This window comes from Paraburkholderia sp. 22098 (assembly GCF_052045935.1).
Classification (GTDB): Bacteria; Pseudomonadota; Gammaproteobacteria; order Burkholderiales; family Burkholderiaceae; genus Paraburkholderia; species Paraburkholderia caledonica.
The window spans coordinates 88,570-107,652 of record NZ_JBQEPV010000018.1; the positions used below are offsets into that span (position 1 = coordinate 88,570).

At 59.7% G+C, this 19,083-nt stretch carries 17 protein-coding genes; 7 read left to right on the forward strand and 10 right to left on the reverse strand.

Annotation, left to right across the window (positions count from 1 at the left end; genetic code table 11):
- Positions 1 to 12: 12 nt before the first annotated feature.
- The 5 genes from asd to leuC all read right to left on the reverse strand — a co-directional run bounded on the left by asd (position 13) and on the right by leuC (position 5,007).
- Positions 13 to 1,134 (reverse strand): aspartate-semialdehyde dehydrogenase, encoded by a 1,122-nt coding sequence (gene asd / locus ACTJLB_RS28560; RefSeq protein ID WP_027805102.1) that lies wholly within the window; start codon positions 1,132 to 1,134, stop codon positions 13 to 15.
- A 405-nt stretch (positions 1,135 to 1,539) separates the two neighbouring features.
- Positions 1,540 to 2,607 carry a 3-isopropylmalate dehydrogenase gene (gene leuB / locus ACTJLB_RS28565; RefSeq protein ID WP_029971412.1) on the reverse strand — a complete coding sequence of 356 codons (1,068 nt, stop codon included), beginning with the start codon at positions 2,605 to 2,607 and terminating at the stop codon, positions 1,540 to 1,542.
- An 86-nt stretch (positions 2,608 to 2,693) separates the two neighbouring features.
- The gene (gene leuD, locus ACTJLB_RS28570; protein WP_020071058.1) at positions 2,694 to 3,347 is read right to left on the reverse strand and encodes a 3-isopropylmalate dehydratase small subunit; all 654 of its coding nucleotides are present in this window, start codon (positions 3,345 to 3,347) and stop codon (positions 2,694 to 2,696) included.
- An 86-nt stretch (positions 3,348 to 3,433) separates the two neighbouring features.
- A complete protein-coding gene (locus tag ACTJLB_RS28575) occupies positions 3,434 to 3,592 on the reverse strand; it encodes an entericidin A/B family lipoprotein (RefSeq protein WP_440785261.1) in 159 nt (52 codons plus the stop codon).
- A gap of 5 nt (positions 3,593 to 3,597) precedes the next feature.
- On the reverse strand, positions 3,598 to 5,007 hold the full coding sequence (leuC, locus tag ACTJLB_RS28580) for a 3-isopropylmalate dehydratase large subunit (RefSeq protein ID WP_027779578.1): 1,410 nt from the start codon (positions 5,005 to 5,007) through the stop codon (positions 3,598 to 3,600).
- Between the two features lie 407 nt (positions 5,008 to 5,414).
- Between leuC and ACTJLB_RS28585 the strand changes: the two genes are divergently transcribed.
- The 3 genes from ACTJLB_RS28585 (at position 5,415) to ACTJLB_RS28595 (ending at position 9,033) form a co-directional block, all read left to right on the forward strand.
- The gene (locus tag ACTJLB_RS28585) at positions 5,415 to 7,121 is read left to right on the forward strand and encodes a putative bifunctional diguanylate cyclase/phosphodiesterase (RefSeq protein ID WP_440785262.1); all 1,707 of its coding nucleotides are present in this window, start codon (positions 5,415 to 5,417) and stop codon (positions 7,119 to 7,121) included.
- Between the two features lie 392 nt (positions 7,122 to 7,513).
- Positions 7,514 to 8,479 (forward strand): LysR family transcriptional regulator, encoded by a 966-nt coding sequence (locus tag ACTJLB_RS28590; protein WP_408166866.1) that lies wholly within the window; start codon positions 7,514 to 7,516, stop codon positions 8,477 to 8,479.
- A 242-nt stretch (positions 8,480 to 8,721) separates the two neighbouring features.
- Positions 8,722 to 9,033 carry a DUF4148 domain-containing protein gene (locus tag ACTJLB_RS28595; protein WP_087752696.1) on the forward strand — a complete coding sequence of 104 codons (312 nt, stop codon included), beginning with the start codon at positions 8,722 to 8,724 and terminating at the stop codon, positions 9,031 to 9,033.
- Positions 9,034 to 9,143: 110 nt separating this feature from the next.
- Here the strand turns inward: ACTJLB_RS28595 and ACTJLB_RS28600 are convergent, their stop codons facing one another.
- Positions 9,144 to 9,710 (reverse strand): phosphate-starvation-inducible PsiE family protein, encoded by a 567-nt coding sequence (locus tag ACTJLB_RS28600; RefSeq protein WP_440785286.1) that lies wholly within the window; start codon positions 9,708 to 9,710, stop codon positions 9,144 to 9,146.
- Between the two features lie 291 nt (positions 9,711 to 10,001).
- Between ACTJLB_RS28600 and ACTJLB_RS28605 the strand changes: the two genes are divergently transcribed.
- Both ACTJLB_RS28605 and ACTJLB_RS28610 read left to right on the forward strand, forming a co-directional pair.
- The gene (locus ACTJLB_RS28605; protein WP_027805104.1) at positions 10,002 to 11,237 is read left to right on the forward strand and encodes an NAD(P)/FAD-dependent oxidoreductase; all 1,236 of its coding nucleotides are present in this window, start codon (positions 10,002 to 10,004) and stop codon (positions 11,235 to 11,237) included.
- Between the two features lie 59 nt (positions 11,238 to 11,296).
- Positions 11,297 to 11,569: a UBP-type zinc finger domain-containing protein gene (locus ACTJLB_RS28610; protein WP_020071066.1), complete on the forward strand. Its 273-nt coding sequence runs from the start codon at positions 11,297 to 11,299 to the stop codon at positions 11,567 to 11,569.
- A gap of 53 nt (positions 11,570 to 11,622) precedes the next feature.
- On the opposite strand, the gene ACTJLB_RS28615 is transcribed toward ACTJLB_RS28610, so the two are convergent.
- The 3 genes from ACTJLB_RS28615 to ACTJLB_RS28625 all read right to left on the reverse strand — a co-directional run bounded on the left by ACTJLB_RS28615 (position 11,623) and on the right by ACTJLB_RS28625 (position 15,986).
- The gene (locus ACTJLB_RS28615) at positions 11,623 to 14,457 is read right to left on the reverse strand and encodes an AAA family ATPase (protein ID WP_440785263.1); all 2,835 of its coding nucleotides are present in this window, start codon (positions 14,455 to 14,457) and stop codon (positions 11,623 to 11,625) included.
- Positions 14,458 to 14,631: 174 nt separating this feature from the next.
- On the reverse strand, positions 14,632 to 15,267 hold the full coding sequence (locus ACTJLB_RS28620; RefSeq protein ID WP_440785264.1) for an Hsp20/alpha crystallin family protein: 636 nt from the start codon (positions 15,265 to 15,267) through the stop codon (positions 14,632 to 14,634).
- Positions 15,268 to 15,410: 143 nt separating this feature from the next.
- Positions 15,411 to 15,986 carry an HdeD family acid-resistance protein gene (locus ACTJLB_RS28625; RefSeq protein ID WP_288830832.1) on the reverse strand — a complete coding sequence of 192 codons (576 nt, stop codon included), beginning with the start codon at positions 15,984 to 15,986 and terminating at the stop codon, positions 15,411 to 15,413.
- 444 nt (positions 15,987 to 16,430) lie between these two features.
- On the opposite strand from ACTJLB_RS28625, the gene ACTJLB_RS28630 reads away from it, so the two are divergent.
- The gene (locus ACTJLB_RS28630; RefSeq protein WP_440785265.1) at positions 16,431 to 17,258 is read left to right on the forward strand and encodes a helix-turn-helix domain-containing protein; all 828 of its coding nucleotides are present in this window, start codon (positions 16,431 to 16,433) and stop codon (positions 17,256 to 17,258) included.
- 115 nt (positions 17,259 to 17,373) lie between these two features.
- On the opposite strand, the gene ACTJLB_RS28635 is transcribed toward ACTJLB_RS28630, so the two are convergent.
- The gene (locus tag ACTJLB_RS28635) at positions 17,374 to 18,027 is read right to left on the reverse strand and encodes a BON domain-containing protein (protein WP_288830830.1); all 654 of its coding nucleotides are present in this window, start codon (positions 18,025 to 18,027) and stop codon (positions 17,374 to 17,376) included.
- 432 nt (positions 18,028 to 18,459) lie between these two features.
- Here ACTJLB_RS28635 and ACTJLB_RS28640 point away from each other — a divergent pair, with 432 nt between their 5' ends.
- A complete protein-coding gene (locus ACTJLB_RS28640) occupies positions 18,460 to 18,990 on the forward strand; it encodes a DUF1269 domain-containing protein (protein WP_440785266.1) in 531 nt (176 codons plus the stop codon).
- The last annotated feature ends 93 nt before the right edge of the window (positions 18,991 to 19,083 follow it).

Sequence of the window (19,083 nt, forward strand, 5' to 3'; positions counted from 1 at the left end):
GCGTAGTTTACTTTACTTGTCGAGCACAATGCGAAGCATACGGCGCAGCGGCTCGGCCGCGCCCCACAACAGCTGGTCGCCGACCGTGAATGCCGACAGATATTCACCGCCCATGGCCAGCTTGCGCACCCGGCCGACTGGCACCGTGAGCGTTCCCGTGACCACTGCCGGCGAGAGGTCGCGCATTGACGCTTCGCGCTCATTCGGGACAACCTTGACCCAGTCATTGCCCGAAGCGAGGATGCTGTTCACTTCGTCGAGCGGCACGTCCTTGTTCAGCTTGATGGTCAACGCCTGCGAGTGGCAACGCATTGCGCCGATCCGCACGCACAGGCCGTCTACCGGAATCGAACCCGGGGTGCCCATGGCCGGCTTGCCGAGAATCTTGTTGGTTTCGGCGCCGCCCTTCCACTCTTCCTTCGACATGCCGTTGCCGAGGTCTTTGTCGATCCACGGAATCAGCGAGCCGGCGAGCGGCACGCCGAAGTTGTCGGTCGGCATGCGGTCGCTATTCATGGCGGACAACACGCGGCGGTCGATATCGAGAATCGCCGACGACGGATCAGCCAGATCTTCTTTGGCTGCACCGTATAGCGTGCCCATTTGTTGCAGCAGTTCGCGCATGTTCTGCGCGCCCGCGCCCGATGCAGCCTGATACGTCATGGCCGTCATCCAGTCGACGAGGTTTTCGCGGAACAGGCCACCGAGCGCCATCAGCATCAGGCTGACCGTGCAATTACCGCCGATGAAATTCTTCTGCCCCTTCACAAGCGCGTTCTTGATCACGTCGAGGTTGACCGGATCGAGAATGATGACCGCGTCGTCCTTCATGCGCAGCGACGAAGCCGCGTCGATCCAGTAGCCGTTCCAGCCGGCCGCGCGCAGCTTCGGGAACACCTCGTTTGTGTAGTCGCCGCCCTGGCAAGAGATGATTGCTTCGCACTTCTTCAGGTCTTCGATGCTTGTTGCATCTTTGAGCTTGGTCTCGTTTTTGGCGAACGACGGCGCGTTGCCGCCCGCGTTGCTGGTGCTGAAAAATACCGGTTCGATCAAGTCGAAATCGCCTTCCTGTTGCATGCGTTGCATCAGGACGCTGCCGACCATGCCGCGCCAACCTACGAGACCTACGTTCATGACTTCATACCCTTCGAGTGGAAACTTCCCCGCATCTTTGCCCGCAGTGACCGCGCGGGGAAGATGAGCGGGCACGACGGACGATCAGCGCTTCGTGATCGTTTTCGGGGTAATCGTTTTAATGGATGTTGCGGTGGTAATGGCGAGCTTAACCACACGGGCCGTTTTGCCGTGCAGTTTCGAAATCGAGGAGATTTGAGCCGTTTGTGCCATCGCTACAATATACACGAAAACCGGAATCCGGCGACGTCAAAGTCGGTCGCTGCCGTCCGTATTACGCACGAATCGGCCTTTTTGAAGGCCGATTCGCGTTTTTGAGGCCGATTAATGACCTGACTGATGAACTGACCGATCTTCCGTCAAGCCAGCCGCGCAGCCGTAAGCTTGTCGACGCGCGAGCGGTAGTTACAGCGCCGCGACGACGGCGTCGCCCATTGCGACAGTGCCGACCTGCTTGCAACCGGGCGTGAGAATGTCGCCGGTTCGGTAGCCTTGTTCAAGCACCTTCTTCACCGCATTTTCGATGCGATCCGCCTGCTCGGCCTTGTTCAGCGAATAACGCAGCATCATGGCAGCCGACAAAATGGTGGCCAGCGGATTCGCGACGCCCTTGCCGGCGATGTCCGGCGCGGAACCGTGCGACGGCTCGTACAAGCCCTTGTTGTTTTTGTCGAGCGAGGCCGACGGCAGCATGCCGATCGAGCCCGTCAGCATTGCCGCTTCGTCCGAAAGAATGTCGCCGAACATGTTGCCGGTCACGATCACGTCGAACGACTTCGGCGCCTTGACGAGTTGCATCGCGGCGTTGTCGACGTACATGTGCGACAACTCGACGTCGGCGTATTCCTTCGACACGTCGATCATGACGTCTTTCCAGAATTGCGACGTTTCGAGCACATTGGCTTTGTCCACCGAGGTCAGCTTCTTGCCGCGCTTTTGCGCGGCCTGAAACGCGACGTGGGCGATGCGGCGCACTTCGGGCTCCGAGTAGCGCATCGTGTCGAAGCCTTCCTTCGCGCCGGCGAACAGGCCGTCCGGCGCTTCGCGCACGCCGCGCGGCGCGCCGAAGTAGATGTCGCCGTTCAGCTCGCGCACGATCAGAATATCCAGACCCGAAACGATTTCTTCTTTCAGCGACGACGCACCGGTCAATTGCGGATAGCAGATTGCCGGACGGAAGTTCGCGAACAATTGCAGATGCTTGCGCAGACCGAGAATCGCCTGCTCGGGGCGCAGCGCGCGTTCGAGCTTGTCGTACTTCCAGTCGCCGACGGCGCCGAACAGAATGGCGTCGGCTTCCTTAGCGAGCGCGAGCGTGGAATCGGGCAGCGGATGACCCTTCGCTTCGTAGCCCGCGCCGCCAACCGGCGCTTCTTCCAGTTCAAACTTTTCGCCAAGCACGTTCAGAACCTTCACGGCCTCTTTGACGATTTCGGGACCGATGCCGTCGCCCGGCAGCACTGCGATCTTCATGCGAATTCCTTAATGATTGTCTTCCAGGCTTCGAGCCTGAGCTAACAGACGCGCCTTAAACACTCAAACACTCAAGCGCGCAAGTTTCAACCGACGATGCGATGCGCGAGCCACGGCTGCTTCGCAATACGCTCGGCTTCGTACTGGCGAATCTTGTCGGCGTGACGCAGCGTGAGGCCAATGTCGTCGAAACCGTTCAGCAGGCAGTACTTGCGGAACGCAGCGACTTCGAACGGATACTCAGTGCCGCCGTCCGAAGTGCGCACGACTTGCGCTTCGAGGTCGATGGTCAACTGAAAACCGTTGAACGCATACGTTTCGTTGAACAGGTGATCGACCTGCTGTTCGCTCAGCACGATCGGCAGCAAGCCGTTCTTGAAGCAGTTGTTATAGAAAATGTCGGCGAAACTCGGCGCGATGATCGCGCGAAAGCCGTATTGCTGAAGCGCCCAAGGCGCGTGCTCACGCGAGCTGCCGCAGCCGAAATTCTTGCGCGCGAGCAGCACCGAAGCGCCCTGATAACGCGGCTGGTTCAGGACGAAGTCCGGATTCAGCGGACGCTTCGAATTGTCCTGACCCGGCTCGCCGTGGTCGAGATAACGCCATTCGTCGAACGCGTTCGGACCGAAACCCGTGCGCTTGATCGACTTCAGGAATTGCTTCGGAATAATCGCGTCCGTGTCGACATTCTCGCGATCGAGCGGGGCCACGACGCCTGTGTGTACGGTGAATTTATCCATGACGCTTGCGCCTGTTTCAGGACCGGGCGATGCGCGTGGCGGCATGAAGGCCGCTCGCCGCGTCGCCGGCAAAAATCAAAAACCGGTTATTTTTCAGCGTGATTGCTGATCGAATTGCCGAGGTGCGACATGTCCTGCCCAAATCCGTGCACCGTGTTGCAGCCGGTCAGACCGAGCAGTAGCCCAGCCAGAGTACCGAGCGCGAAGCGGCGCAAAAGAGCGATGCGATTCATGTTCTTCATCATGCGATTTATCCCAGCTTGCGAATATCGACAAAATGCCCTTCGATGGCCGCGGCTGCGGCCATGGCGGGGCTCACGAGATGGGTACGGCCACCGGCGCCCTGACGACCTTCGAAATTACGATTCGACGTGGACGCGCAACGCTCGCCCGGATCCAGCCGGTCGGCGTTCATCGCGAGACACATCGAGCAGCCCGGCTCACGCCATTCGAAACCGGCGTCTGTAAAGACCTTGTCGAGGCCTTCACGTTCCGCCTGCGCTTTGACCAGACCCGAACCCGGCACAACCATGGCGAGACGGATGTTCGGCGCGACGCGGCGACCCAGTTTCTTCACGACGTAAGCCGCGGCGCGAATGTCTTCAATGCGCGCGTTGGTACACGACCCGATGAAGATTTTATCCGGCTTGATCGACTCGATCGGCGCGTTCGGTTCGAGCGCCATGTATTTGAGCGCGCGTTCCATTGCATCGCGCTTGACCGGGTCTTTCTCGCGCTCGGGATCCGGCACGCGGCCGTCCACGGCGGTGACCATTTCCGGCGACGTGCCCCAGGTAACCTGCGGCACGATGTCCGCCGCGTTGAGCTCGACAACGCGGTCGAACTGCGCGCCTTCGTCGGACTTGAACTGCTTCCAGTACTCGACCGCGTGATCCCACTCCGCGCCTTGTGGCGAGAACGGGCGACCCTTGAGATATTCAATGGTCGTGTCGTCGACCGCGACCATGCCGGCACGCGCGCCTGCTTCGATCGCCATGTTGCAGACTGTCATGCGGCCTTCCATGGACAGCGAGCGAATCGTCGAGCCGCCGAATTCGATTGCGTAGCCAGTGCCGCCCGCCGTGCCGATCTTGCCGATGATCGCGAGCACGATGTCTTTCGCCGTGCAGCCGCGCGGCAACGGCCCTTCTACTTTCACCAGCATGTTCTTGCTCTTCTTCTGCAAGAGCGTTTGCGTGGCGAGCACATGCTCGACTTCCGACGTGCCGATGCCGTGCGCCAGCGCACCGAACGCGCCGTGCGTGGACGTATGCGAGTCGCCGCAGACGATCGTCATGCCCGGCAGCGTAGCGCCCTGTTCCGGCCCGATGATGTGCACGATGCCCTGACGCAGGTCGTTCATCTTGAACTGCGTGATGCCGTAGGCGTCGCAGTTCGAATCGAGCGTATCGACTTGCAGCTTCGACACCGGATCGGCGATGCCGTGGCTGCGGTCCGTGGTGGGCACGTTATGGTCCGAGACGGCCAGATTCGCGCTGATGCGCCACACCGGACGCTGAGCCAGCTTCAGACCTTCGAACGCCTGGGGGCTGGTCACTTCGTGCAGCAGGTGACGGTCGATATAGAGAATCGTCGTGCCGTCTTCTTCCGTGTGGATCACGTGTGTGTTCCACAATTTGTCGTAGAGAGTCTGTGCCATGGTATGCGGGGTAGTAATGACTGCGGGCTGACTGTGTCGGTCGATTATGCCACGCAAAGCCTCGCCCCGGGGCGCCTCGCGATGGGAAAAAGCGATAAAAAACAGTGAGTTGGGTGGTAGTGCCGATACCTGTATCGACGTTACCCTGATGAGCGGGGAGAGCGTGGCGGTGATTGCAGAAGAAATCTGTTCCCGCAGAACTTTCCGGCGCATCACGAGGAACAGTGTTCCCGCTTGATCGACGGATTGATTGCGAACGCAATGCACGATGAATGAGCGACTCGCTCAGCGGCGCGGCGCGACAGCTTTCAGTGTTCGAAACGCTGGCAAGTACGATTAGAATGCGACGAGCCCCGGTTTGCGCACGAGCGACGCCTTTGATCCGACGCGAATAGAAGGACAAAAAAATGGAACGACAGTCCGACTCTCGTCCTCCCAGCCCGACAGATGCCGGCCACCGACAGTCTGCACCGACCCACCTCGCTGACATGCTCGACAGCTTGAGCGACGGACTCATGTCGATCGACAGGTCGTGGCGCTTCACCTATCTCAACCATACAGCTGAACGATTCTTGCAGCAGGAACGGCAAAACCTGCTCGGACGCGACATATGGCAGTGTTACCCGGACCTGGTAGGCTCCGGCTACTATCGCGTCTATCAGGAGACGGCGGCAACGGGTCTTCCCGGCCGGCACACTGACTATTACGCACCGCTCGCCACGTGGTTTGAGGTTCGTTCATTTGCGCACGACGATGGCATTACCGTGCTCTTTCGCGACGTCACACGTGAACGCGAGCACGCGGCGCAACTGGAATTCGAAGCGAGCCACGACTATCTGACCGGGTTGGCGAACCGGCGCAAGTGCATGGAAATTCTGTCACGCGCGGTCGCTGAGGCTGCTTCGCCTCGCTCTACGCACGATGCTTCAGACGCGGTCCTGTTTATCGACCTTGACCATTTCAAGGAAGTCAACGACGCCTTTGGTCATGCTGTCGGCGATGAACTGCTGCGCGGCTTCGCGAAGAGGCTGACGGCCATTCCCGATCCAGCATTTTTCGCCGCACGCGTAGGGGGCGACGAGTTCGTTCTGTTGTTACGCAACACCACGGAAAGCGCGGCAGAAGCGTTCGCGCATGCGGTGCTTCGCGAACTTGCAGCGCCATTCGAAGTATCTGGAAGATCCGTCTCGCTGTCGGCTAGCATTGGCATCGCGCTGCTAAGAGAAGCGCCAGGTTCGGCCGAGACGTTGCTCAATCATTCCGACGCGGCCATGTACGCAGCGAAGTCATCTGGCCGTTTCCAGGTGCGCTCGTACGATGGAGCCCTCGACCGGGGCGTGCGTGAGCGCCTTGCTTTGCGCATGGATCTTCGTGAAGCGTTTGAGGCGAACCAGTTCGAGCTTCATTTCCAGCCTCAGATATCACTCACGAACAATTCCGCAATCGGTGTCGAGGCGCTCCTTCGCTGGCGTCATCCTGAACGAGGGTTGCTGACTCCGCACGCATTCCTCGCAGTCTTACTTGAGTCCCCTTACGAAGGGGCGCTCGTCGAATGGCTGCTCAACGCAGTTTGCCGGCATATTGCTGAATGGCGACGGCAGGGCATAACCGTACCGCGGGTCAGCCTCAATCTGTCGGCTCGGCAACTTCTGAGCGTGGGTCTTACAGACAAGATTCTCCATATCGCGACGAAATACGACGTTTCCCCCGCAATGCTCGACATTGAGGTCACGGAGGATTCGCTGGTAAGCGATATCGAAAAGGCAACGTCCATCCTGTCCGCGCTGAAGCAAGCGGGCATATCCACATCGCTGGACGACTTTGGCTCCGGGTACTCCAGCCTCGGCTATCTGGTCCGATTGCCTATAGACACGCTGAAGATCGACAAGTCTTTTGTTCGAGCACTGGCCGAGTCACAGAAGGCGTCGACGGTCATTCGAGGCATTGTCGGTCTCGCACGTTCGCTGGGCATGAAAACTATCGCGGAAGGCGTCGAGTGCCAACACCAGGCCGAAGAGTTGAAGGACGCCGGGTGCGATGCCATTCAAGGCTATGTGGTCAGCCGCCCGCTTGACTCGAAGGCCCTGGCGGAGTTTATGTTACGAGTGTCGTAGCGCGATTGAAAGTAATGTAGGCGACTTCAGCTTGCAACTGCGTGATGCTGATAATGCGGCTGATAATGCGGCCCGCCTGCTGTTTGTTCCAGGTCGACTTGCCGCGGCTTTGACCGCACGGCGGCGGCTGTGACGACCGGTCCGAAAGCAGCAGAGCGAAGTGGCAAGCGGGCTTTCGCACCCGGAGCATTTCTCGGGTTGTGCCGTGCACACGAATGCTCTCCGATCAACCCGGCGGGAAAGCATGTCGACAGCGAACGCAGTACACTCTCCATGACGGACTTGCAATGCTTGCAACAGCACAAGGCCTGAGCGCTGAGGCGCAGTCAACGCGCCGCTGCGCTTGAGCAAATAATCCCGACTCCCACTTCCGCTGCACGCGTCAGTGATCGATGGACACATTACAGAACATGCGCGTTTTCGTGCGCGTAGTGGAGGCCGGCAGTTTCACCGCCGCCGCTCAGTCTTTTAATTCGACGACCGGCGCCATGTCACGCGCAGTCTCCGAACTGGAGGCTCATCTGCGCACGCGCTTGCTCAATCGCTCCACACGCCGTCTCGCGCTCACTACCGCAGGCGAGCGTTATCTCAAGCGATGTCAACAGATTCTTGCGGATATCGACACAGCGGAAGAAGAAGCGAGTTGTGCCCACGAACGCCCGAGCGGCGCGCTCCGTATGCATAGCTTTGCGAGTATCGGACAACACTATGTGCTGCCCGCCATCGCACACTATCGCGCGCTTTATCCCGACGTGACCGTTGAGCTGACACTGTCGCAGCGCATGCCGGATCTTTTCGAAGGCAGCGCGGATGTCGCCGTGATTGGTGCTTCTGCACTACCCGATTCCGACCTCGTTTCGTTCCCGCTTGGAACGACGTTCAGCATACTGTGCGCATCGCCCTCGTATGTAAAAACGCACGGTGCGCCGCAGCGGCCGGCGGATCTTGCAGACCATGAGTGCCTGATTCTGCAGACGCCCGCATTCGCGCCGCACGAGTGGATACTCGACGGGCCGAACGGCAGTGAGGCGATGCAGATCGACGGCCCGGTTCAGGTGAATATCGCGGAGTCGCTAGTCGTTGCGATCCGGGAAGGAATGGGCATTGGTATGGTGCCGCTTTACGCGGCAATCGCCGGATTGAGGGATGGCACGTTAGTACGCGTATTGCCGGACTACACGCTGCAGAAAATGCATGTTTATGCGCTGTATCCGTCGCGGAAGTTTATCGACGCAAAGACGAGGACATGGGTGGAGTTCTTGCGCGCGCATTTGCCAAAGGTGATCGCCCGCGACGAGGCGTTGCTGGCTGAGATTGGCCGAACCGATAGCGGCAGCGATGCGAAGCCGCGCGGATAGCGTGCCACACATAGGTCTGTCACACCTTGCAGATACCGAAGTCACTCACGAGCGGCGTGTGAAAGCGTATGCCTTTGCACACGCGCAATGAGTTCCCGCGAACGAGAGGTTTACCCAAATCCAAGAACAATCTTCTGCACGGAGCACCCTTAATTTTAAGCGCCTGCTTATTTAGACTGTGATCACTGGTTTACGAACAGGGCTGTTCGTAGCAGGACAAACAAGTCTGGAGGTAGGTAATCATGAAGTCTCTCATTCACGCCGTTGTCGTTGCCGCTGCCCTTGCTGCTCCGGTAGTGTCGTTCGCGCAATCGAATGGGTCAGTCACCCGTGCACAGGTACGCGCCGAACTGACCCAGTTGCAAAACGCGGGCTATCACGTTGGTGACGGCGACAACGCACACTATCCCGAAGCCATTCAGGCTGCTGAAGCCAAGGTTGCTGCGCAGAACGGCGCGACAAGCGGTTACGGCGGTGAGGTGAAGGGTTCGTCGGAATCAGGACACCCGTCAGTGACAAATGCGGACTGGAACGCGATGTACAACCACCCGTAATGCATTAGTTTTGGATGTGCGCGGCAGGATGCCAAAGTATCTGTCCATCCGCGCCGTCGGGTTCCGTCGTAGATCGATATGCGGTCGGTCTCGTGTTGCCGGAACTCGGGTCAATTGTCGCCCTGCTCGCCTTCGCCGGCCCCTGCCCTTTGCCGTCGCTGCGCGAGCGCAACGCGATCGTGTTCCGCTTGCGCAGCGGCCGTTGCGTCGATCGGGTCATCACGCTGCCGCATCAGCCAGTAGACGCTCCCCAGCGCCACCAACGCAAACGCAAGCGCCGCGATCTGGGCCGGCGCACCGGCGGGATCGAGAATAATAAATTTGCGGGCGATCGCCAGCAGCGCAACCAGAAGTACTGTTTTGACCTGCACGATGTGATCGCGCCGGGCCATCACGCGCGTAATCGAATGTTTGAATTCCATAGCGATCAACAGCGTCATGATCATGCCGAAAACGGTCTGATACACCGCGTGATCCAGCGGGTTCAGCGCGTTCGAAACCAGCAACGAGATCACCGCGCGAATCAACTGCCAGAGCGACACGAGGATGATGATAGAAATCACCACGCTCAGGACATGCGTGACAATCTGCTCGAATCGTTCGTAAAAGGTGAGCAGATCCCGCTGTACGCGTAACGTATCGAGATCCTTACGCAGCCAGCTTTTCTTTCTTTCCATGATTTGGCTCCGCAGCGGCCGGATTGTCCAAGCATACCCGCAATAACGACTAGACTTGAAGCATCGTAGACGCATGCGCGGCAACAAGAGCGTATGCGTCATTCAATCGGAAGACGCGGAAGACGAGCGCGTCGCGATGTAAAGGAACGATCGGCGGAAAGCGAACAAAATCCGGGAGTATCGCGAAAGACGCCCACTCACCGTGTGCTTACGATGCACCAATATGGCGGCCCGCGGTTATCCCAACGCGAGCGCCTGCTCGTGAACGTCATCTGAGGCGGATAGCATCTCATGGTCAGAATCTATGGACCCATGCGCAGCGCAAACGGCTACGCAATACGCGACTTCCTGCATCGGAGCGACATTCCGTTCGAATGGATCGAACTGCGCAGCGATAAAGAAGCGGAGGAACTGGCGCACGTTCAGCATCTTTCCGATTCGCGCTTGCCGGTCTGCGTCTTCCACGACGGCACGCGGCTCGAATGTCCGACCATCCGGCAAATCACGGAAAAGCTCGGCTGGTTCGCAAGTCCATCCCGTGAAGCCTACGATCTCGCGATCTACGGCGCGGGACCAGCGGGATTGAGCGCGGCAGTGTACGGTGCATCGGAGGGGCTGCAAACCGTACTGGTGGAGCGTTGGGCATTGGGCGGCCAGGCAGGCAGCAGCTCCAAAATCGAAAACTACCTGGGCTTCCCACAGGGCTTGAGCGGCGCGGAACTCGCAGAGCGGGCGCGCGTTCAGGCCGTCAAGTTCGGCGCCGAAATCCTGCTGGCGCGCGCCGGCGTGCACGCGGAGTTTCCGCCAGGCCGTGGCATCGTATCTCTGGAAGACGGCACACGTATCACGGCGCGCACGTCTATCTGCGCGACCGGGGTGGCATATCGCACGCTGGCCCTCGCGGGTGAAGAGCGCTTTCTCGGCGCGGGTCTCTACTATGGCGCCGGTGCGAGTGAAGCCGAGCTGATCGATGGCGAAGACGTATATGTGGTGGGCGGCGGCAATTCGGCAGGACAGGCCGCCATGCATTTTTCGCAGTCGGCCAACCGCGTCTACATGGTCGTGCGTGCCACATCGCTCAAGAACACGTTGTCGCATTACCTGGTGGATCGCATCACGTCCGCGCCGAACATCGAAGTACGCACGTGCACCGAAGTTACCGCGCTCGCAGGCGGTGACGTGCTGGAGGAGGTCACGCTGACCGATATCCGCACCGGCCGGCAAAGCACGGTAAAGACGAACTGGCTGTTCGTCTGCATTGGCGGGGTGCCACAGACCGAGTGGGCGCAGGAGGTCGGCATTGTCCGCGATGAAGGCGGCTACCTCGTGACCGGTCCCGACCTGCAGGAATACCGGGCGCACTTCAACTGGCCGTTAGAGCGCGCGCCGCTGCATCTGGAAACATCTATGCCCGGCGTATTCGCAGCAGGCGACGTGCGTCACGCGTCGATCAAGCGCGTGGCGTCAGCAGTGGGCGAAGGCGCAATGGCTGTGGCGCTGGTGCATCGCTATCTAACTAGCGCTTGAGCGGACGCGCAACCTTGATCCACGCGCCTTTGCGCGTACCTTGTCCGAGGAGTACGAACATGACCCCTGGTTGCACGCACCAAGGCGCGGCCCGCATTTTCCACACGCCCATCGACTATTGCGAGGACTGTGTGAAGCTCGGCCAGCCGTGGGTACATTTGAGGCTTTGTCTTTCGTGCGGACACGTCGGCTGTTGCGATTCGTCGCCCAACCGGCATGCAAGCAAACATTTTCTCGCGACCGGCCATCCGCTGGTCCGTTCGATCGAACCCGGCGAAACGTGGATCTGGTGTTATCGCGACGAGATCGTCGTAGGTGAACTTGAGTCGTAACGGCAAAACCGGCCGCATTTGCGGCCGGTTTTGCGTTCTTCGGCATGCCCGCGTCACGCATGCGCCGGTGCCTGTTTCGGCGCCTCGTTCGGCGCTTCTGCAGGCGTTGCTCCTTTTTGCACACGCACCGAATGCGTACCCGAGTCGTAGGTCATTGTGACCTTGTCGCCGTCGCGCACGTCGCCTCGCAGCAGAGCATCGGCGAGTTGCGATTCCACTTCGAGCCGAATCTTACGTTTGAGCATCCGCGCGCCGAACTCGGGGTCGTAGCCGATCTGCGCAAGGTGATCGCGCAAGCCATCGTCGAACGACAGATCGATGCCTTGGGCCAGCGCCGTACGCCGTACGCGCGCAAGTTGCAGATCGACGATGCTGCGAATCTGCTCCTTGCCGAGCGCATGAAACACAACCACCTCGTCGACGCGATTGAGAAACTCTGGCTTGAAATGATGCCGCAGGATCTCCATCAACCGGTCGCGCAGTGCAGGATAGTCGAGCTGCTTCGAGTCGGCCTTCATGTTGTCCTGGATCACCTGTGAGCCAACGTTGCTGGTCGCGATGATGATCGTGTTGGTGAAATCGACCAGACGTCCCTTGCCGTCGGTGAGGCGCCCTTCGTCGAACAGTTGCAGCAGGAGGTTGTGCACCTCCGAGTGCGCCTTTTCGATTTCGTCGAGCAGCACTACGCAATATGGCCTGCGCCGCACGCGTTCGGTGAGTTGACCGCCTTCCTCGTAGCCAACATATCCGGGCGGCGCACCAACTAGCCGTGCCACCGTGTGGCGCTCCGAATACTCGCTCATGTCGATGCGCACCAGCGCGTTCTCGTCGCCGAACACCGAAGCGGCAAGCGCCTTCGCGAGTTCGGTTTTGCCGACGCCCGTTGGGCCCAGAAAGAGGAAGCTGGCAGTCGGCTTGCCGGCTTCCGTCAGACCGGCGCGCGAAAGCCGCACTGCTTTGGCGACCGCGGAGACGGCTTCATCCTGGCCGACCACGCGCTCCTTCAGGCGGTCTTCCAGTCGCAACAGCTTTTCACGGTCCTGAGCAGTGAGTTCAGCCAACGGTACACCCGTGAGCGATGAAACGATCTGCGCAATATCCTCCGCCGTGACTTCCTGCGAACTGGTGCCGCGCTCTTTCTTCCACGTTTCAGTGGCTTCATGCAGGCGTTTCTGTTCGGTGACGAGCTTCTCTTCCAGTTCCTTGGCTTTATCGAATTTCTTTGCAGCGCTGGCCGCGTCCTGTTCCTGTTTGATGCGGCGGATGGTCGCCTCGACATCGTGCAATGGCTGCGGACGCGAATTCGACGAAATGCGCACGCGTGCGGCGGCCTGATCGAGCAAATCGATTGCCTTGTCTGGCAGAAAGCGTGCGGCGATATAGCGGTCCGAGAGCTTTGCAGCAGCATCGATCGCCTCTTCGGTGATCTTCACCTTGTGATGCGCTTCGAGCCGGTCGCGCAGTCCACGCAGAATCTCGATCGTTTCCTCGACGCTCGGCTCAGGCACCATGACTGGCTGAAAGCGCCGCTCCAATGCCGAATCCTTCTCAATGTACTTCTGGTATTCGTTTAACGTGGTCGCGCCCACGAGGTGCAACTCACCGCGAGCGAGCGCGGGCTTGAAGACATTGCCGATATCCAGACCGCCTTCGCCGCCGCCCTGGCCAGCGCCGACAATGGTATGCAGTTCGTCGATGAACACAACCAGACGGTCCTGGTTCTCGATGATCTCGTCCAGCACCTGCTTGACGCGTTCCTCGAACTCGCCACGATACTTCGCGCCTGCCACGACGCTATTGATATTCAGTTCGACCACCCGCTTGCCACGTAGCACTTCCGGCACCTGGTCCTGAGCAATGCGTTGCGCAAGGCCTTCGACAATAGCGGTCTTGCCCACACCGGGCTCGCCGATCAGCACCGGATTGTTCTTGCGCCGCCGCGCGAGCACTTCAATGGTGGTTTCAATTTCCTTGTCACGGCCGATCACCGGATCCAGCTTGCCTTGACGCGCAAGCGCGCTGAGATCGCGCGCGTACTTGTCGAGCGTGGGCGTGGTCGAGCGGCCCTCCATCTTGCCGTCTTCGGCACCCTGGCCGACCACCTTGACTGCTTTTTGCCGCAGCGATGGCGACGACAGCCCGAGCTTGCGCAGCAATTCACCTGCAAAGCCGTCTTCTTCCTCGACGAGCCCAATCAGAATGTGTTCCGGTCCGACGTAGCTGTGACCCAGTTCCTGCGACGCCTTCAACGCGTTTTCCAGTGCACTTTTGGCGCGCGGCGACACGCCGATCTGCTCGTTGTCGCTCGGCTCCTTACGGGTGCCGCGCGGCGCCGTCTGGTCGATGGTCTTCTTGATCTCTTCGGGATCGAGCTTGAATTCCCGCAGGACTTCCTGCACGACATTGTTATCGGCGAGCGCCAGCAACAGGTGTTCCGTATCGACTTCGTTCTTGCCGTATTCGACGGCTGCTTGCGCCGCAGCTTGCAGGCGGTCCAAACCGCTCTGGCTCAGGTACGTCTGCAGGTCCACCGCTTCACGCGCCCGGCGATGACGGCGTGTCCGGCCACCCGACTGTCCGCCCGCTGAATCGCCGATTTGTCCGCTACCGGTGCCTGTGTCCTGATCCGCGCCGCCGGATTGTCCGGGCGCGCGTCTAATGCGTGACCGGCTGCCGCGGTCGTCTTCCATCTGCGGCCACATGTCGTCGAACAGACTTTCGAAAAGTCCGCCGTGAAAGAGGGATTCGAGCGGCGACAGGCGGCGCTGATTACGCGCCATGAACTCCATGTAGTGCTGATCGCACAGCATCAGCTGACGGCGTTGGCCGTTTTCGGTGATCGTGATCTGCGAGGTTGCTGGCTTTCCACAAACACTGCACTCGGCCATGATGATCTCCTGTCCGTCCGTGAGCGCATCGCTTTGCGGGCGGGTAATGGGTGGGTGGAAAATCTCTGTTCCGCTGCTTATTCCGATGCCGCCCCTGTTTGCGCGCCGGGCTTCATCGAGACCGCGGAAGCTGACCGGTTGTTCACGACAGGCATGACTGCGGAGTGCGGATCTTCACTTGATCTCGATGCGCCGCTTCGGTGCCGGTTCTCCGGCCGCTTTGGGAACGCGCAGCGTCAGCACGCCGTTTTCGAATCTGGCCTCTACCCGATCGAGATCGACGCCTGCGGGCAGTGGGACCGCGCGCTGAAAGTGTCCAAACGACCGCTCGACGCGATAGCATCCTTGTTCTTCGCTCGTCGATTCCAGGCGCTTTTCGCCACTGATGATCAGCATGTCTTCAACCACTTCGAGCTCGACGTCGTCACGGGTCATGCCTGGCAATTCGGCGACGATACGCAGTGCGTCGCCTTCGTCGGTAACATCGATCCGCGGTTGAAACTCGCTGGCGCTGAAGTCGTCGAACCAGCTTCCGAGCGGTCCACGGCCGCCGAACGGATCGCGTATCAGTTCGGCCAACAGATGAATCGGATCGGGCAGCGGCCAGGTGGCAGCTGAAAGTGCTACCGGCGCAGCAGCGGCTGCCGCCGGTGCAGCGTTACCCGTTTGCGTGCCGCCAGTCTGCTGCGCAGTTGACCTCGCGCTTTGCTGACTGGTGTTCGGCGCGCCGGCGCCCCCCGATGCGCTCTGTTGCGCGGGGTGCGAGCGCAAAAACCGGAACGGGTTCCATTTGTCGAGATCGAGAAGCATGTGATTCTCCCTTCGTGAGGTACGCCAGTGCCAGACCTGAGGCTGGACCACTGGAGGAGACGGACGGTCCACTCGATCTCCGGATGCGAGGTTTGCCGCGGGCGTGACCTTTTGACCCACGACGAGTCCCTACAGCGGTGAGCTTACGGATGCAATGGCGCGTGTGGCTCGCCGGTCAGGCCGTCATGGTGCCAGGCACGCGCAGTGATGCCGACTACGAAAAGCAGCGCGCCCGTGAACAACGCATACACGCCGATCAGCCAGACAAGCGTCAGCGCGCCGGCGCCCGGAAAGACCAGCACGAAGATGCCGAACAGCACGGCGAGCACTCCGGTGAGCACCAGCATCCACGCATTGCGCAGACGCCTATGCAGCCGGGTTGCCGCGATCAGATCGAGTACGCCGGTGATGATCGCGTTTGCGCCGATGACGGCGATCAGCACGAGCGTGGTAAGTCCCGGCACTAACGCGGCTATCACACCAGCTGCGACGCTGCAGATACCCAGCAGCAAGAGCACCCACCATGTGCCGTGCGTCGAGCGGTAGCGGATGGCCGCAACGATCGTGACAATGCCGCCGGCAATTGCGTAGGCACTGAAGAGAGTGATGAGCAGTAGCAGAGTAAGACCCGGCCAGAACAGCGCCAGCATGCCGAACAGCAGCGCTACCGTGCCGCGCAGAATGAGCATCCACCAGGCGCGCCCAAGTAGTTCATCCATGTGGGACTCCGAGCCGTAACGTCAGTTAATGAACTTCAGTCTAGGCTCCGCGCATCTGCGATTCTTTCGCGTTTCTGCCATGTGTTTCGCAATTCTGCGTTGAGTCAGGACGCATGGCGAACAGCATCCAGATTGGTATCCGGATGCACCGAAATGACCCGATCCATCACCGCGTCTTATAGCGGCTCGCCGTGAGGAGTTCTAACATGAACTTTGCAGCGCACGGTCCGTGCATTGCGTCATTCATGACATTCTTGTGGCACAGGACCGGTCGGTATCGTTTTCAATCGTCGTGTCAAACGTCGTGCCGGATTGCCCAGCAATGAAACTGCGCTCCGTCAACGAAGCCGGTTGCTTCTGCCCATATTACGAACCCGCCTTAAGCAGCCTTCAATTCGGCCTAAGCTTAGGTATGCGCCGCGGCATAAGGAGACTTTGCTCATCATGAAGCAAGCAATAGATTCGACTCCTGATCACGGGTCACGCTGCCAACCGATGAACGTCGCTTTCACCAATGGCGAGCTGAATCTGGTGCATGGATTTCGGCTCGTTATACCCACGGGCAACACTGTTGTGCAGGCTGTGGGCTCCGACGACCTCGGAACGAGTCACTCGATTCTCATAAGTGCTCCATTTGTCGCAGTTATTACTGGGGCGGCGCAGTTGGCCACGAACGCTGACAACGATCCCAGCGGATGGCTTATCGCACTTAGACCGAGCGTACTGGGCCAAGTCTCGCAAGATGCGTTTGGGGCCCTCCCGAAATGGTCCGAGTCTTGGGATCCCTTCTTGCGGGAGGCTGCGGATACATTGAGTGCTTTAGCGAATGCGGATGTTTTCGACGCTGCGTGCGCCGACGCTTTTGCCGATGTCATTTCGGTGCACATCGCTGTCCGTTACGGGCACTGTGCTGGTGCGATCGAGCCGGACATGCCTATTACGCGTCAAATGCTGGCTCGCATTCAAGCCTTCGTTCACGACAACATCGCCGAAACCATTCTGGTCGAGCAACTCGCAGTTCTGGTAAACATGAGTGTTTCAAAGTTTGCACGCGTTTTCAAAACGGCGACAGGAAGCCCGCCCCATCTGTACGTGACACTCGAACGAGTGAAATTTGCGAGAGCGATGTTGTGCGAGGAGACCATTCCGTTGGTCGACGTTGGCGCACGCGCGGGATTTCAGACGCAGCAGCATTTCACCGACGTGTTCCATAGATATACCGGTGTGACGCCGCGCGCATTCCGGCTTTCCCACCGGAGATCCGGTAATTAATTCGTTTAGCGAAGTTGCGAACAGGTAACAACCGCTGTACTTCTGCGATCGCGATTGATGCCCCCGTAGCGGCGGACCTATGCGGGTTCGCCTTGATTTATGACCCGCGAACCTGTCAGTAATCGACGGTGATCCGGTTGTCGACCCGCATCACACCGGGGGCAAGCCATGCTACCCGCTCGGCCTCCTCGCGCTCGGCCCACGAGCGGACCGTGCCGCGCAGGACGACATTATTGCCATCGGCCTCCACAGTGATGTTCTGTGCGTCGACTTCCGCGTTGCGCTTGAACGCGTCCTCGATCTTGCGCTTGAGGTCGTCGGGCTCGACCTTCGGCTTGATCTCAATCTCGTTCGTCAGGCCGGTTACGCCGCTCGCCCGTAGCGCCGTATCTGCCGCGCGGCGGCGCTGATAGTCCCATTCGACTTCGCCCTTCAGCGTCACATCTCCGTCCCTGACAACCACCTTGATGGTGTCCGCCGCATCAGGCAATTCGACCTGCAGTTGGGCAATGATCTCGCGCACGATCTCCGGATCGGGCGGCCTGTTGATCAAAGGCAACCGCACCTCCACATCGTTTGCAACACCCCTCACGCCGCGCACGCGCGTCGCGTCCTCTTCGGCCTTGCGCCTCTGCCGGAAGCTGCGCGCGAAACCGGACAATGTGACCGCACCGTCCTTGACCGCAACCCCGATATCCGATGCATCAATGTCCGGGTCCCACTTCAGTTCGTTCTCTACGTCTCGCTTGAGGTCTTCGTCGGCGCTCATCACGCTCCTCGTCGGTTTGTTGATGGACTAACGCGCGCACGCGGACCACGCCCTACTCCACACGCATCGGTCCGCAATAGGGCAACGGTATGACGCGCCGGGCCCATTTTCTTCCGTACGCCTGCGCAGTTTTGCGCAATGCCACCTTACGTTCACATTCGAAAGCCGCGCAGCACAGCGCAGAGATCCGACACGTCTTCGCAGGAATGAGGAAGAAGTGCAACCGTCAAGAACCTAGTCTTGAGGTCATCGTCATCGCGACAATGACCCGTCCACATTCCAGGGTGCGCGCCGGGCGCGACATGCACGGTTGGCTGACACCGCTGCTGTTTTGCGGCGCGGTCGACATCTTGCGCGCGGCACTGAGCATGAGTGCAACCGTCTTGCCGCGTAAGCGGTCTGCGCTTATTTCCAGAGAAAAGGAGCAAATCGATGAGCGATTTAGTCGTTGTAAGCTTTAAAGGCGAAGAAACGGCCGACCAGGTGTTGACCAAACTCCAGCAGATGCAAAAGGAGCACCTGATCGACCTTGAGGATGCCTGTGTTCTGGTCCGCAGCGCGAATGGCAAGGTACACCTCAAGCAAGCCGTCGATCTCGTCAAGATCGGCGCGCTCAGTGGCGCGGCGTGGGGTGGCCTGTTTGGTGCGCTGGTTGGGCTCATGTTGCTCAATCCGCTCGCCGGACTGGCTACAGGCATGGCCATCGGCGTTGGTACGGGCGCGCTGTCGGGCGCGCTCTCGGACTATGGAATCGATGATGATTTCATGCGTTCGACGGGCAAGAACATCGAGCCGGGTTCGTCGGCACTCTTCATCCTCGTGCGTCAAGTGAATTTCGACAAGGTCCTGCCTGAACTGAAGCCTTTCGGCGGAAAGGTATTGAAAACGTCTCTCACCAACGATCAGGAGGAACGCCTGAAAAAGGCACTAGAGAGCTTGAACAGCAGCGGCACGACAGCATAAGCATCACTGCGCTGCATCACGGTCGTGGTCGTGAGTTGTGTCGAAGCTCGCAGTTGGGTCGGATCGACACCCGGACGCGGAGTACGAACGGAA